Origin of the sequence: Lutimonas halocynthiae (assembly GCF_030409835.1) — a bacterium.
GTDB classification, from domain to species: Bacteria; Bacteroidota; Bacteroidia; order Flavobacteriales; family Flavobacteriaceae; genus Lutimonas; species Lutimonas halocynthiae.
The window spans coordinates 1,029,624-1,045,253 of the sequence record NZ_JAUFQO010000016.1 but is presented as its reverse complement, the minus strand read 5'-3'; the positions used below and the strand labels follow the sequence as shown (position 1 = coordinate 1,045,253).

Below are 15,630 nucleotides of genomic sequence, written 5' to 3'. Positions count from 1 at the left end.
GCTGATGGTACTGCCCCTGGGTGGGAGAGTAAGTCGTTGCCTTTCTTCTAAACCTCTAACATATATATGTTAGAGGTTTTTTTATGCCCTGAAGCCAAGAACCCCGAGGTGATCGCAGGTGAGGTGATGAGTTCCGATCACCTCACCTGCGAACGCCTCGCAAGTGAACCCTTCACCTCCGAGCGGCTCGGAAAAATCAAGAGGCATTGACCTGGATCATTTGAAGGATTGTTAAGATGTTGTAACTTTCTATATTTTCATATGTATTGTTAGATCCAAAGCCTATGTTACGAGCATTAGATTATAAAAAATTAAGACGCAAAGTCAATATTTCATCCAAGGGTTGGAATATCATCAAAGAGAAACACCCTTTAAAAACACTTATTGGTCAAGATAGGGCTTTACAGGCTTTGGAATTTGGTATCGGAAACAAAAGCAGGGGCTTTAATATTTATGTTTCGGGTTATCCGGGTAGTGGCAAGCGTGCAGCGATTAATCATTTTCTTGCGGAAAAGGCAAAAAGTGAAATTTGTCCTGGAGATTGGTGCTATGTCAATAATTTTAAAGAAGCATATTGTCCTAAAAAACTTGGTTTGGAAAAGGGAGGGGCTTTGGTTTTTAAAAATGAAATAGCAAAGCTAATTGAAGAGGCGCAAATAGCTTTATTAAAGGCTTTTGACAGTAAGGAATATGCCAATAAGAGGCAAGATATTTTCGATGAATTCCAAGAGAAGGAAGTTGGTTTGTTTCAAGATATCTACGAAAAGGCGAGTGCCAATAATTTTGCTATAAGTCGGACGCCAATTGAAATAAACGTGGTTCCTATCGATGATGCCGGTGATCCGATAAGTGATAAATCATTCTTGAAACTGAGTAAAAAGAAACAAGATAAAATCATAGAAAAGCGTGACATGCTGTTGATGGAATTCAACGCATTGTTAAGACAAAACAGGGAACTGGATAAGGAAAGAAAAGAGGCTGTGATCCAATTAGAAAATGATGTAGCCCTTTATGCAATCGAATCCTTATTAGAGGAATTAAAAGGGAAATACAAGAAGAATCATGACGTGATAGAGTACTTAGAGGATGTTAAAAACGATATTATTGAAAACCTGGGAGAATTTATAAAAGTTTCTAACCATAAGAATAGAATAACTTCATCCCCTATGCATCAGTTTTTGGAATATGAGATCAATATCATTACCGATAACTCTGATACCAATGGAGCACCCATCATGATGGAACTTAACCCGACTTATAACAATTTATTTGGTAAAGTAGAGCAAGAATCTGACATGGGTACATTGTTAACTAACTTCACACTTATCAGGGGAGGAGCCCTGCACAGAGCTAATGGGGGTTATTTGATTATTCCATTAAGAGAACTCCTGATGAATTATTTTGCCTGGGACGGATTGAAAAGGGCTTTGCAAAACAACGAAATAGTCATTGAAGATGCAAGTGAAAGATTTGGTTTCTTGAGTACTAAAAGTTTAAAACCAGACCCGATTCCATTGAATGCAAAAATCATCCTGCTAGGGTCTCCTAGGCTGTATTATTTGTTATACAATTGGGATGAAGATTTTAAGGAACTGTTTAAGGTTAAAGCTGAATTTGATGTTTCTATGGATTATTCAGCCTCAAATGCCAAGGATTTTGCCTCTGTGATTTTTAAAATTCAAAATGAAAACAATCTTTTACCATTGGATCATAAAGCCATTTCTCATCTTATTGAACAATCCTGCCGTATAGCTAAGGACCAAAATAAAATTTCGATTAGGTTTGGAGAGTTAAGTGATATTTTACATGAAGCCAATTACTATGCACAATTGAAGTCACATGATCAGATTACTTCTGATGAAATAGCCAAGGCTATAGAAGCTAAGTACTATCGTTCAAATCTTATCCAAGAAAAAATTATTGAAATGATTGAACACAATACTTTGATGATTGACTTAGAAGGATCGAAAATAGGCCAAATCAACGGAATTTCAGTCCTAGACCTGGGTGATTTTATGTTTGGTCATCCAAATAAAATTACTGTGAATGTGGCCTCAGGAAGGAGTGGGCTTATAGATATTGAAAGAGAGTCGAAACTAGGCGGTCGTTTGCATACAAAAGGAGTACTTATTTTATCAGGTTATTTAGGTGAAAAATACGGACAGAATAAAATGATAAGCCTTTTTGCCAGCCTGGTGTTTGAACAAAGTTATTCTGAGATTGAAGGCGACAGTGCTTCAAGTACGGAATTGTATGCGATTTTATCCAGTTTATCACAATTGCCCATTAAACAATCGATTGCAGTGAGCGGATCGGTGAATCAGAAAGGAGAGATACAGCCCGTAGGTGCAATCAATGAAAAAATTGAAGGGTTTTTTGAAGTCTGCCGACATCGTGGATTCAACGGTGAACAAGGGGTGATGATTCCAAAGGGAAATTTAGATCACCTGATGCTGAAAAATGAGGTTGTTAAAGCCGTTGAAGAAGGTAAATTTCATGTGTGGGCTATTAGTTCAATTGATGAAGGAATCGAGTTGCTTACAGGGGTTCCTGCCGGGAAAAAGTTAAAAAGAGGGTCTTTCAGCAAAAATTCTGTTCATTATTTAGTAGATCAGCGCATTGAAGCTTTGAATAAAACCCTGTTGAAAAAGACTAATAAAAAAAATAAAAAGACGTTTTAGGTTATCACAGCTGAATCCTTCATTTGTGAACCCTTCACCTGCGAAGCCTTCACTTCCGAGCGGCTCGGGAATCTATTTTGTAGCTGTGATGGTTTTCTCTTAAATTAATTACATATATTCGCGAAAGACAAAACTTTGTCATTTATCCAGGTATTTTCAGCACTTATTTTAGACTACTGATCAAACAAGGGTCAATAGCAATATTATAAAATAATTGTTTATGGATTTTACCAACCCTTTGGTATATGGTGTGCCTGTTTTTCTAGGACTTATAGCCCTTGAATTTGCATATAGTAAGTCACATAAGAGAAAGGATTTATACGAATCAAAAGATTTAATGGCCAGTTTAGGCATGGGTATTGGCTCTGCCATTATAGCGCCGTTGATAAAGACAATTTCAGCAATTGTAATTTTTAATGTGGTATATGAATTGTTTAACCCGCTAGTTGATGGGGTTAGAACGAATATTATGGGCTGGGAGTCTTTTGGTTACGCCTGGTATATATGGATACTTTGTCAATTGTTAGATGATTTTTCATATTATTGGTTTCATCGCCAGAATCATAATGTCAGATTTTTATGGGCGGCACATATCGTGCATCATTCCTCAGATAATTTCAACCTAGGAACAGCTGTTAGAAATGGTTGGTTTACAATACTTTATAAACCTTTTTTCTATATGTGGATTCCAGCGATTGGTTTCCCGCCAGAGATGGTTGTAGTTTGTCTTGGTATAGAGGCTTTATGGCAATTTCAATTGCACACGGTTTATGTTCCGAAATTGGGTTTAATAGAAAAGATTTTTAATACCCATACGATGCATCAGGTACATCATGCAAAGAATATTGAGTATATGGATAAGAATCATGGTGGGTTTTTAAACATTTTTGATAAAGTCTTTGGTACCTGGAAAGAATTGGAAGAAGATATTGATATTGAATACGGTGTGACAACGCCACCAGAGTCTTATAACTTATTCAAGATTTTAACTCATGAGTATTCGGATATCTGGGCTGATATGAAAAAATCAAAAAAATGGAGCCATAAGTTTATGTATGTTTTTGGCGCTCCAGGTTGGAGTCATGATGGAAGTACACTGACGATTAAACAAATTCAAAAGGAACTTAGGAATTCTGAAATCCCAAATTTAAAGTTGGAGCCAGAAGTTTGAAAGGCTCGATTGTTTTTTTATTGCCTTCTGTTTGCCAGTAAAGGAGGGGCTTCTCCATTAAAGGGATTGCTTCTGCCAATACTTTTAACTCCCATTCCCGAGGCATTGATTACCGCCCGGCTGCCATAGCGTTTTCGGATATGATCCATGGCTTGGTATAGACTGATAACTTTGTCACAGTCTTCAAATAAATTGATCTGATGCCCGCCTTCAACCAGGTGACTGAAGTTAACGCCAATTAATCTTACTAATAAACGACGATGATACAATCGTTTAAAGAGATCCATAACAATAGGAAAAATACTATGGTCAGAAGCACTATAAGGAATTCTCTTTTGCATGGTATAAGTTTGGAAATCAGAATACCTGATTTTAACAGATACACAAGCTGTCAACTTATTGCCACTTCGTAATTGATAGGTAAGTTCTTGGGCCATAGCGGTTAAAATTGTTTTTAACTTTGAAACGTCTGTTGTGTCACGATCAAAGGTTCTTTCTGTTGAAATAGATTTTCTTTCTTGGTATTGTATCACAGGCGCATTGTCTATACCATTGGCTTTTTTCCAGATAGAACCTCCGTTTTTCCCTAAAACTTTTGACATCATCTCATAAGGCATTTCCTGTACCGTGTGGATTTTCTTAATACCTAGGTCACAAAGAGACTTATAGGTCACTTTACCGACCATTGGAATTTTTCTTACAGATAATGGCGCTAAAAAAGGTTTCTCATTTCCTTTATCGATCCTGATCTTATTATTAGGCTTGGCCTCTCCGGTAGCAATCTTTGCAACGGTTTTGTTAATGGATAAACCAAAAGAAATGGGCAGCCCGGTTTCTTTAATTACTTTATTTCTCAATTCAGAAGCTAGTTTGTAAGAACCAAAAAATTTGTCCATCCCAGAAAGGTCAATATAAAATTCATCAATGGAAGATTTCTCATATATAGGCACATTCTCTTTGATAATATCTGTGACCATAGTAGAGTATTTGGAGTATATTCCTGAATTACCTCTTAATATAACAGCTTCAGGACAAAGTTGTTTCGCCATCCGCATGGGCATAGCAGAATGTATGCCAAACCTCCGTGCTTCATAGCTGCAAGAAGCTACTACACCTCGATCAGAAGTGCCGCCTATTAAAACGGGCTTGTTATTTAACCTACTGTCAATCAGACGTTCACAGGAAACAAAAAAAGTATCTAGATCCATGTGAAGGATATTTCTTTCATTTAAATATCTCATAGGTTAACTTGTTTAATTTGTTCTTCAGCGTAGCGGGCATCCTGCATCATATCTAATTTTTTCATACTAAAGATCTCAATACTGATACTGTCAAATTCTTCCATCACCTTACCGGTTAATTTATAAACACCCCTGCCTCTGAAGGGATATTTTTTAGCGGCAGGAGGAAAATGAACGGTGTCTATATAGTCTCCATTTCTATCTAAAAAAGTACCAAAATACATACGGTCACCTTTATGCGTAGCTGTATTTTTAGCCGTTACATAATAACCATAGGTCACCACGGTTTTATGGATGTAATCAGGTAAATTTTTAGCAAAAAGAGAGGGGCCTGTTTTATCAGTTGTCAATTCGAAAGGATCACATAAGGGAAACCCTAGGTATTCTATTTCATCAAACGCATCTTCATACTTAGTGCTGGGGAGATTAGGGGTTTGATAAGTAATCTTTTCAGTTTTAAACAGGGTGACTACCTGCTCTTCCAGACTTACTTTATTGATTTTCATATAGGCTTCCCATAGTAATTCACGTTTATTTCTTCCTGTGAATTTAAAAGCATTGATCTTGATAAGTATAGAAATTTGTTCAATTGAAATAGGCACTCTATCAATAAAATCATCAAGATCAGTATAGACCCCATTCTTATTTCGTTCAATTATAATTCGCTTGGCATTAGCTACTTCAAAAGAATGGAGCAGGATAAAACCCAGGTATATGCTGTTTCCTTCAATACGAGTTTCATAATTACTTTTGTTAATATCCGGAGGGAGAATCAGGGCTCCGTGCATTTTTGCTTCATGTAAATAAAGATCCACTCTGTAAAAACCTCCAAAGTTATTAATGGTAGCCACCATATATTCAAGAGGGAAGTAGGCTTTTAAAAATAAACTCTGATAACTCTCTACGGCATAAGAAGCAGAATGTCCTTTGGCAAAAGCATAGCCAGCAAAGCTTTCGATCTGCCTCCAGATTTCGCCTGTTAATTCATGAGAATGCCCTTTTTGCTTACAGTTTTCAAAAAACTGATTCTTTACTTTCAAAAATTCTTCTCGAGACCTGAATTTTCCAGACATACCTCTTCGAAGCATATCGGATTCTCCCAAGGTAAGTCCGCCAAAATAATGAGCTACCTTGATCACGTCTTCCTGATAGACCATTACACCATAGGTTTCGGGCATGATTTTTAAAAGAATAGGATGTGCATCTTTTCTCTTTTCAGGATGACGGTATCTCAAAATATATTCTCGCATCATTCCTGATTTGGCTACTCCAGGTCTAATCACTGAGCTGGCTGCGACCAGACCGAGGTAATTATCTACCTGTAGTTTTTTTAACAGCATCCTCATAGCAGGAGATTCTACATAAAAGCAGCCAATTGCCTTGGCATTCTTCAATAAATATTTGATTTTCTTATCTTCTTTGAAACGCTTGATGTCATGAATGTCAATGGGAGGGAGCTCAGGCCTGTTGTAACTAACAATTTCGACGGTTTCTTTGATTTTCCCTAGCCCCCTTTGACTTAGAATGTCAAATTTATAAAGGCCTATATCTTCGGCTACAACCATGTCAAACATCGTAGTTGAAAATCCTTTCGGAGGGAAAAAAGTGGCTGTATAATGACTAATAGGTTTTTCAGAAATTAAAATACCACCTGCATGAATCCCCAGGTAATTAGGAAATCCTTCTATAAACTGGCTGTAGGCAATGACCAGTTTTGATAAAAAATCCAATTGCTCAATATGGAATTGCCTTTTACTAAGTTTGTCGATTTCCTCTTTAGGTAAGCCAAAAACCTTACCGAGTTCGCGCACTGAAGCCTTAAATTTAAAAGTATTGTATACGCTGATCAGGGCGGTGTTTTTAAAAGTGCTAAAGATGAATTTTGTAATATCATCCCTGTCACGCCATGAAAAATCGATATCAAAATCAGGCGGATTTTTTCTGTATAGATTGATGAATCTTTCAAAGTATAGGTCAAGCTCAATAGGATCTACATCCGTAATGCGTAAGAGATAAGCGATGATACTGTTAGCTCCGCTACCCCTGCCAACATAATAGTATCCTTTGCTTCGGGCATATTTTAGAATCTTCCAGTTAATGAGAAAATAAGAGACAAATTCTTTTTGTTGAATGATTTCTAATTCCTTCTCCAGTCGGTTAAAAATACGGGCTCCTAGTTTTTTATAGCGATACTTCAGACCTTCATAGGCAAGTTTTCGCATGAGCCTAAAATCTAATTCTTCATTATTGGTATAGGTTTTTTGATTTTTAGGAATATTGTTCTCAAAATCGAATTCAATATGACATCGTTTTAAAATCTGTTTGGTATTTTTTATGATCTGGGGATAGTCTTTGTACAATTCATGTAATGCTTCAGTAGAGAACATGATGTCTTTTTCCTGTCCTTGTTCAGAAATCGGCAGTTTGCTCAGTAAAGTGTTATTAGCGATTGCCCTTAACAAACGATGTGTATTAAACCCTTTTTTATTTTGAAAAGAAACTGTTTGTAAAATCACCAGTTTTTCAATGGGCAATTTTGTTTTGGAAAATTTTAATTTGGGAAGCTCGTTAGGATTGACACCCAGAAATTCATTTTCTTTTAAAGGTCGTTTTAGCTCTTTTGAAAAAGGATAGATCACAAACACTTCTGGCATCAAAGGAGGTTCTGTAGTTACATAAAACTTTTTTTGATGTAATAAAGCACTGAGGTATTCATTGATATATTGAAAGCCTTGATTGTTACGAGCCAGTAATATAAATTCTTGTTGTACACCATTTCTAAAATCAACACCTAAAACAGGGGAGATAGCATATTTGGCTGATAAGCGCACAAAATCTATACAAGCAGTAGTGCTATTAATATCAGTTAAGGCAAAGGTTTTTAAGCCTTTGTTTTTAGCTATTTCTAATAGTTCTTCGGGCTTTATAGTGCCGTATCTCAAGCTGTAATAGGTATGTGTATTCAGGTACATCGAGGCGTTAAAAAGATAATTTTGGAATATGTTACAAATTTAGGTTATATTTGTACCGCACCTTGATAATATATGTACCATTATGAATTTTATTGCAAATAACATCAAACACCTGAGAGAGCTAAAGAACCATACCCAAGAGTTTTTTGCCAATGAGTTGAGTATTAGCCGAGAACGTATAGCATCGTATGAGCAAGGCAGGTCTTCACCTCCAGTTGAGATTTTGATTGAACTTTCAAATTATTTTAACCTTCCTATTGACGTCTTGATTAAGAATGATCTTTCTAAGGCAGAAGATGCTTCATTTATCCATATTGGAAACCAGCGCATTTTATTCCCGATCAAGGTCAATGAAAATAATGAAGATATGGTAGAAATTGTTGCCGATGATGCTTCAGCAGGTTATTTGAGAGGGTACTCAGATCCTGAATATATCGACAATCTCAATAGCCTGAAATTACCTTTTTTACCGACCGGGAAACACAGGGCTTTTCCAATTAAGGGGGATTCTATGCTTCCTATAAAGAGTGGTTCTTTTATCATTGCCAGGTATCTCGATGATATCCGCCATTTAAATAGCGGGAGTACCTATATAGTGCTAACACATAATGACGGTTTGGTGTATAAGAGGGTTTATAATAAAATTGAAGAGCATCAGTGTTTATTGATGGTGTCAGATAATAGAAAATACGATCCTTATTATGTTCCGGCTAACGAAATTCTTGAATTATGGGAATTTACCTGTCATATCAACCTGAGTGAATACGATGAAAGTGAGATCAATACAGAAAGCGTTGCCCAGATGCTCACCAATATTGGCGTACAGCTGGAATCAATCAGAAAGAAAGTGAGTTAATGAGTTGCGAGGTGATCGGAGGTGAGGTGATCGGAGGTGAGCACCTCACGTCCGATCACCTCAATAAAATCTTAAAAATCGACATATGTTCTAGCAAGCTCTTTTTTGACAATACCATTATTTCTTAAATTTGCATAATCCCGTGCAGATGAAAATTCCCAGTCAATATCTTTACTTACCAATCCTGCTTTTACAGGATTATAATGGATATAATTGAAACAAATTTGCGGATATTGATTTTCAGGCAACATGTTAAATATAGCAATTTTTGATTTCCAAAAATTGGGTTGCAATCCTTTAAATGAATTTATGACATTCGCCTTAGATCTTTTTCTAAACAAAGATCCGGTAAACTCATTTTCAGCATTAATGATTCTCGTATAGGAACGAAGTAAAATGCCGATGGATTCGTTTAGAGCTCGTTTTTTATACATGTTTTTATTTGTAATATCACTTCTGCTTAAAAGCTTTTTTGAATTTTCCTCATAGAAAAGTTCAACTTCTTTTACCAAGAACATCAAATGAAAGTGATTTGGCATTAAGCACCAGGCCAGAATATCTGCATAAGGGCAGATGAATATATCCACCTTTTTATGAAATAATTGATAATTACTTCTAGTTAAGAATATTTTTTTCCGATTGTTACCTTGGTTGTAAACATGGTAAATTCTGTCTTTCTCAAAATTCATAAAAATATTATTTAAGATTTATGATTTGAGGCTAATAGAAGTCAACTTAAGTTTGTGAAGGTCAATTTCTCATCACCTCACCTCCAATCACCTCACCTCCGATCACCTCGGAGCTGAGGGTCTCACTTCCGATCACCTCGCAACACCCAACATCAACAACAAACACACCGAGGATTAATACCTTCAGAATATTATTAATTCATTACACCATTCCCTCATTATTTCATTTCTTTGTAAAACCTATGAAATTTAGATTCTCGATAATATTCTTCATTATTTTTCAAGCAGCCTCCGCACAAGTGGGAGGAGAGCGGATCTATAATTTTTTGAATATTCCTACTTCAGCACCTCAAGCAGCACTAGGTGGAGAAACACTTACATTAAATGATGATGTGAACCAACCTTTGTGGAATCCATCCACGATTAGTAAGTTTATGGACAATCAGGTCTCAGTTAATTATGTAAACTATCTGACGGATGTAAATATGGGCTCAGCGACTTTTGCTCACTTGATCAATAGGCGTGTTGGGACCATACATGCCGGGGTACAGTATATTAACTACGGAGAATTTATTGGTGCTGATGAAGATGGGGTTGAAACAGGCGATTTTGGAGCGAGGGATCTTGCACTATCTGTAGGGTACGCCTATAATTTTCCGAGGTCAGATTTTTATGCGGGAGCGAATTTAAAGTACCTGAGTTCTAAAATTGAGAATTACACCTCTTCAGGAGCAGCTATGGACTTTGGATTACTATATTATTCTGATTTAAGGCCTTATTCTTTTACAGCTGTCATCAGAAATATAGGATATCAATTTTCTCCTTATGATGAAAAGCGAGAAGAGATTGCTTATGATATTGCGGTAGGAGCGTCTTATCAATTGTCAGATGTTCCATTAAAATGGCATTTTACAATCAATAGTCTTCAACAATGGAATATTTCAGTTGCAAATCCTTCAAAGGATGAAACGGATCTTGACGGGAATACTACTTCTGAAGACATCAACGTCTTTCAGAATGCAATCAGGCATTTTGTAATTGGCGCCGAATTTTTTCCCGAAAGGAAATTTAACCTAAGACTAGGTTATAATTTTAGAAGAGCGGCTGAATTGAGCTTGACGGAAACAAGAACCTTTGCAGGTGTTTCAGCAGGATTTGGATTAACAATGGGTAGGTTACAGTTAGATTATGCCTTTACTAAATACCATCCGGTAGATAATTCTAGTACCTTTACCTTATATATTGACTTAACGCGAAAAGGGTTTTAAAATGAATAATTCCAATAAGATTATCATTGCTATAGATGGTTATTCATCAACAGGAAAGAGCACTTTAGCCAAGCACTTGGCAAAAGAATTGGGCTATGTTTATGTTGATACCGGGGCTATGTATCGAGCTGTGGCATACTATGCGATGAAGCAAGGATTGATAGATGAAAATCATTTTGATAAGGAAGGATTAATTTCTGATTTGAATAAAATTGATCTGAACCTTCAGTTTAATGCGAAACTTGGTTATGCCGAAATATTTCTTAACGGTGAAAATGTAGAATCGTTTATCAGGTCGATTGAAGTTTCTAATATGGTGAGTAAAGTGGCCAGTATTTCTGAAATAAGAGAAAAACTGGTCGAGCAACAGCAAAAAATGTCTTTGGATAAGGGCATTGTTATGGATGGTCGTGATATTGGTACAGTCGTGTTTCCTGAGGCAGAACTTAAATTGTTTATGACCGCCAGTGCAGAGAATCGGGCGCAACGCAGGTTTAAGGAGATGACAGATAATGGCGTTCAGATTCAGTATGAAACCGTTTTGGAAAATGTAACCTCAAGAGATCACCTCGATACGACAAGAGATGATTCCCCACTAGTCAAGGCAGACGACGCTATTGAAATTGATAATAGTGATATGAATGTAGATCAAACCTTTGAAGTGGCCATGCGTTATGTCAAAGAAAGGCTGAATTCATAGAGAAAATAGTTAATTGCCATTCTTCAAGCAACGGGTGTTTCTAAGGGATGTTTAAATATTTATGTGTTTGAAGAGAGATTTTCCATTTGGGATGCTCCATTACATAATCAACAATCATCGGCGTCATTTTATCTCTATTACTCCATTCAGGTTGCAGGTATAATTCACAATCTTTTCCTACTTTGGCAGCCTGTTCTTCGGCAAATTTAAAGTCATGCTTGTTAAAGACAATTACTTTTAACTCCTGTGCTGATTGATATACTTCCTGAAGTGGTAATTTATTTTTCTTAGGAGACAGACAGATCCAGTCATATTGACCCGAAAGTTTATAGGCTCCTGATGTTTCAATATGTACTTTTAAATCGGCTTCGCTCAATTTTTTAGTGATGTAATCCATGTTCCACATCAAAGGTTCTCCGCCAGTAATGACTACGGTATTCGCGTATTGCTTTGCTTTTTGAACAATTTGATCTGTTAAAGTAGGAGGGTGCAATTCAGCATTCCAACTCTCTTTCACATCACACCAATGACAACCAACGTCACAGCCCCCAACTCTAATAAAATAAGCGGCTTTACCTGTGTGATATCCTTCTCCCTGAATCGTATAGAACTCTTCCATCAAGGGAAGCATTTCTCCTTTTCCGATTAATATTTCGGTTTGTTTTAACATGGCGCAAAGATAATCAGGATATTCTGAATTTCAGCCATATTTTTTGATCCTAATTCTATCTTTTATAAGCCACTATTTTGATAAATTTTTAAGTTGAAAAGACAATGGATTTGATTTTTAATATTTGTTTATATTGGTTAATTTTATAAAAAAACAAATCTATGGCTAATAAGGAAAAGTTTGTTGATCTAATAGCCCAAGGCTATAAGTCTAAAGGGGATTCGATCACACTTGGAGCAGCGATGCTGGGTGATGAGACATTGACCGGGTCATTGGTGAATATCCCTTTGAAAACAATTAATAGACACGGGCTTATTTCCGGAGCTACAGGTACAGGTAAGACCAAGACATTGCAAGTTTTTGCTGAGAATCTTTCTGAAAACGGAATTCCTGTCTTACTAATGGATCTCAAGGGTGACTTGAGTGGATTGGCAAAGCCCAGCCCTGGACATCCAAAAATTGATGAACGACACGAAAAAATTGGAATTCCATTTAATGCCAGTAAGTTTCCTGTAGAAATTTTGACGATTTCTGAACAGAATGGAACGAGGTTAAGAGCTACAGTATCAGAATTTGGCCCAGTTTTATTATCGAGAATTTTGGGATTATCTGAAGTTCAGGAAGGAATTCTAGCCATCTTGTTTCAGTATTGTGATGATAATAAATTGGGATTATTAGACTTAAAAGATTTTAAGAAAGTACTTCAGTATGCAACGCAAGAAGGAAAAGCTGAAATCGAATCTACCTATGGTAGGATTTCAACAGCTTCAACAGGTGCCATTTTGAGAAAAATTGTAACCTTAGAGCAGCAGGGAGCAGATATGTTTTTTGGCGAACGTTCCTTTGATGTGAAAGATTTATGCAGACTTTCTGACGATGGAAGAGGAGTCATTTCGGTACTGAGGTTAACGGATATTCAGGATAAACCGCAAATGTTCAGCACATTTATGTTGCAACTTTTAGCTGAAATTTATAGTTCTTTTCCTGAACTTGGAGATAGTGATCGACCCGAACTGGTTTTGTTTATTGACGAGGCCCATGTTGTTTTTGACAATGCGTCTAAATCATTGCTTGATCAATTGGAAAGTATTGTGAAATTAATTCGATCAAAAGGGATTGGAATTTATTTTGTAACACAGAATCCTAAAGACATTCCCTCTGATGTACTCTCTCAATTAGGCCTTAAGATTCAACATGCTTTAAGGGCATTTACAGCCAAGGATCGCAAAGCCATCAAACTCGCTGCTGAAAATTATCCAGACTCAGATTATTATGAGACCTCAAAAGTTTTGACTGAATTAGGAATAGGAGAGGCGCTTGTTTCGGCATTGAATGAAAAAGGTATACCGACTCCATTGGTTAAAACAATGCTTAGGGCTCCAATGAGTAGGATGGACGTCTTAACTGATAGTGAGTTAGAGCAAGTTATAGACAAGTCAGATATTGCAGAGCGATATAATGAAGTCATAGATAGTGAAAGTGCTTATGAGATATTGAATAAAAAGATACAAACTGTTCAAAAGGAAGTTGAGGAGAAAAAGAAGACCACAACAAAATCGAAAAGTTCAAGTCGAAGCACTATAAACCCGATGATTAAAGTGTTGACCAGCGCTACTTTTATCAGAGGAGTTTTTGGAATTTTGAACAAGGTTTTTAAGAAGTAAGATTTATGAATGTTTGAGTGAAATTAAAACTTGCAAAGTTTGAAATCTGTCTATATATTGTGGGCTGTCAAAAAATTAAATATTAAAAGATGAATAAATTTATTGGACTATTATTACTATCAATAATCTTTGTGCAATGTGGTCAGGATAAAGACACTATGATTCTTAAGAATCAATTGGGAAAGATTACAAAAAGTACAAGTCTTGAAGAATTGGATAAGATATTTAAAAACGATTCGATAGAAAAGTTCCCTAAGGACACAGATCTTATCAGAGAATATCGAGTTTACGGGCAAGATGGGAAAACGTCTTTGGTGTTTTTGACCCATTTCGAAAATGATTCAATTAAGGGTTTGGAACTTGTCAAAATCTATAGCGATTTGTACGTAACAGAAAAAGGAGTTTCAACAAAATCTACTTATAAAGATGTAGCGGATAACTATTCAATTGAGAAAATAGAGACCTCTTTTAGTGCTGCCATATTATTTGTTGATGAATTGAACGCAACAGTTTTGTTAAACAAGAGCGATTTGAACCTTGATGAGTTTGATATGCGCGCGATTCGCGCTGACCAGATTCCTGATGAGGCGAACATCAATTATATTTCGCTTTGGTTTGAATAATAGTATAAATGATGATCAATAGCTAATTTATTGTGAAAACCGAACGTTCTAAAGTAAAACGAATTCCGAAAAGGGGATCTTATGACAGCGCAACCATTTATCGAATTCTCGATAATGATTTTATCTGTCAATTAGGGTTTGTTCACAATGATCATCCAATTGTTATACCAACGATTTACGGAAGAAGTGGAGATGTGCTTTATTTTCATGGCGCTAGTGTCAGTAGAATGTTGCAATCCTTAGAAAAAGGTATTTCAGTATCTTTAAACGTAACGAGAACCAATGCTTTGGTCTTGGCCAGATCAGCTTTTCATCATTCCTTAAATTATGAGTCTGTGACACTTTTTGGTACTGCCCAACTTGTTTCGGATGAGGCAGAAAAGATCAAGGCGCTTCACATTATTTCAGATCAAATCATCAGTAAGCGTTGGGAAGAAGTTCGCGAACCAAATAAAAAGGAACTCAATGTGACTAAAGTTTTAAAACTCAAAATTATTGAAGGATCGGCAAAGATCAGAAATGAGGGAGTTGGAGATGATAAAAAAGACTATGAGCTTGATATATGGGCAGGTTTAGTTCCTATTGAAAGAAACTACGGGTTGGCGATTCCAGACCCTTTATTAAAGGAAGGAATTAATTTGCCAGACAGCGTTTTAAATATTCAAAATGAAAAAATATAAGGTTCAGCGAAATCCGTTTGTAGTGCCAACAAGTGATGGTAAACTCATAGAAGAACATTTTGGGCAAGCAAGTATCAACGCTACAATCAGTTTGGCGCATATGATTGCGCCACCAGGATGGTCTGAGCCCTTTCAAACTCCTGATTTTGATGAATACACTTATATCATTAAAGGGAAAAAGAAATTTATCATCGATGATGAGGAAATTATTTTAGCAGCAGGAGAATCCATTAAAATCTTAAAAGGAACAAGAGTGCAATATTCAAATCCTTTTGATGCAGCTTGCGAATATATTGCCATTTGCGACCCGCCTTTTGAACTAGATCGAGCCAATAGGGAAGACCAATAAATTGATAAATTATAGAAAATACCTGAAATTCAGGAATTAGTAAGAAGCATTAAAATGAATGTCTTG

13 protein-coding genes are annotated in these 15,630 nt (G+C 36.4%); 9 read left to right on the top strand and 4 right to left on the bottom strand.

Annotation, left to right across the window (positions count from 1 at the left end; all coding sequences use genetic code 11):
- Window positions 1-284 precede the first annotated feature (284 nt).
- Both QWY87_RS17800 and QWY87_RS17795 read left to right on the top strand, forming a co-directional pair.
- Window positions 285-2,681 carry a Lon protease family protein gene (locus tag QWY87_RS17800; RefSeq protein WP_290293707.1) on the top strand — a complete coding sequence of 799 codons (2,397 nt, stop codon included), beginning with the start codon at window positions 285-287 and terminating at the stop codon, window positions 2,679-2,681.
- A 220-nt stretch (window positions 2,682-2,901) separates the two neighbouring features.
- Complete coding sequence (locus tag QWY87_RS17795; RefSeq protein WP_290293705.1) at window positions 2,902-3,852, top strand: sterol desaturase family protein; 951 nt, start codon at window positions 2,902-2,904, stop codon at window positions 3,850-3,852.
- A gap of 17 nt (window positions 3,853-3,869) precedes the next feature.
- Here the strand turns inward: QWY87_RS17795 and dinB are convergent, their stop codons facing one another.
- Window positions 3,870-5,093: a DNA polymerase IV gene (gene dinB, locus QWY87_RS17790; RefSeq protein WP_290293704.1), complete on the bottom strand. Its 1,224-nt coding sequence runs from the start codon at window positions 5,091-5,093 to the stop codon at window positions 3,870-3,872.
- Entirely contained in the window at window positions 5,090-8,065 is a 2,976-nt protein-coding gene (locus QWY87_RS17785; protein WP_290293702.1) for a DNA polymerase III subunit alpha, read from the bottom strand. The genes dinB and QWY87_RS17785 overlap by 4 nt, the downstream gene beginning before the upstream one ends.
- 82 nt (window positions 8,066-8,147) lie before the next feature.
- Between QWY87_RS17785 and QWY87_RS17780 the strand changes: the two genes are divergently transcribed.
- A complete protein-coding gene (locus QWY87_RS17780) occupies window positions 8,148-8,921 on the top strand; it encodes an XRE family transcriptional regulator (protein WP_290293699.1) in 774 nt (257 codons plus the stop codon).
- Between the two features lie 71 nt (window positions 8,922-8,992).
- Here the strand turns inward: QWY87_RS17780 and QWY87_RS17775 are convergent, their stop codons facing one another.
- Window positions 8,993-9,610 (bottom strand): hypothetical protein, encoded by a 618-nt coding sequence (locus tag QWY87_RS17775; protein WP_290293697.1) that lies wholly within the window; start codon window positions 9,608-9,610, stop codon window positions 8,993-8,995.
- Window positions 9,611-9,852: 242 nt separating this feature from the next.
- On the opposite strand from QWY87_RS17775, the gene porQ reads away from it, so the two are divergent.
- The gene (porQ, locus tag QWY87_RS17770; protein WP_290293695.1) at window positions 9,853-10,878 is read left to right on the top strand and encodes a type IX secretion system protein PorQ; all 1,026 of its coding nucleotides are present in this window, start codon (window positions 9,853-9,855) and stop codon (window positions 10,876-10,878) included.
- Between the two features lies 1 nt (window position 10,879).
- Complete coding sequence (gene cmk / locus QWY87_RS17765; protein ID WP_290293692.1) at window positions 10,880-11,578, top strand: (d)CMP kinase; 699 nt, start codon at window positions 10,880-10,882, stop codon at window positions 11,576-11,578.
- Between the two features lie 40 nt (window positions 11,579-11,618).
- Here the strand turns inward: cmk and QWY87_RS17760 are convergent, their stop codons facing one another.
- The gene (locus QWY87_RS17760) at window positions 11,619-12,248 is read right to left on the bottom strand and encodes a 7-carboxy-7-deazaguanine synthase QueE (protein ID WP_290293691.1); all 630 of its coding nucleotides are present in this window, start codon (window positions 12,246-12,248) and stop codon (window positions 11,619-11,621) included.
- A gap of 161 nt (window positions 12,249-12,409) precedes the next feature.
- Between QWY87_RS17760 and QWY87_RS17755 the strand changes: the two genes are divergently transcribed.
- From QWY87_RS17755 to QWY87_RS17740, 4 genes are all read left to right on the top strand, one after another.
- On the top strand, window positions 12,410-13,912 hold the full coding sequence (locus QWY87_RS17755) for a helicase HerA-like domain-containing protein (RefSeq protein WP_290293690.1): 1,503 nt from the start codon (window positions 12,410-12,412) through the stop codon (window positions 13,910-13,912).
- Between the two features lie 89 nt (window positions 13,913-14,001).
- A complete protein-coding gene (locus QWY87_RS17750; protein WP_290293689.1) occupies window positions 14,002-14,535 on the top strand; it encodes a hypothetical protein in 534 nt (177 codons plus the stop codon).
- A gap of 32 nt (window positions 14,536-14,567) precedes the next feature.
- Window positions 14,568-15,215 (top strand): pyridoxamine 5'-phosphate oxidase family protein, encoded by a 648-nt coding sequence (locus QWY87_RS17745; RefSeq protein WP_290293688.1) that lies wholly within the window; start codon window positions 14,568-14,570, stop codon window positions 15,213-15,215.
- Window positions 15,202-15,564, top strand: a complete 363-nt coding sequence (locus QWY87_RS17740; RefSeq protein ID WP_290293687.1) for a cupin domain-containing protein — start codon at window positions 15,202-15,204, stop codon at window positions 15,562-15,564. The genes QWY87_RS17745 and QWY87_RS17740 overlap by 14 nt, the downstream gene beginning before the upstream one ends.
- Window positions 15,565-15,630 lie beyond the last annotated feature (66 nt).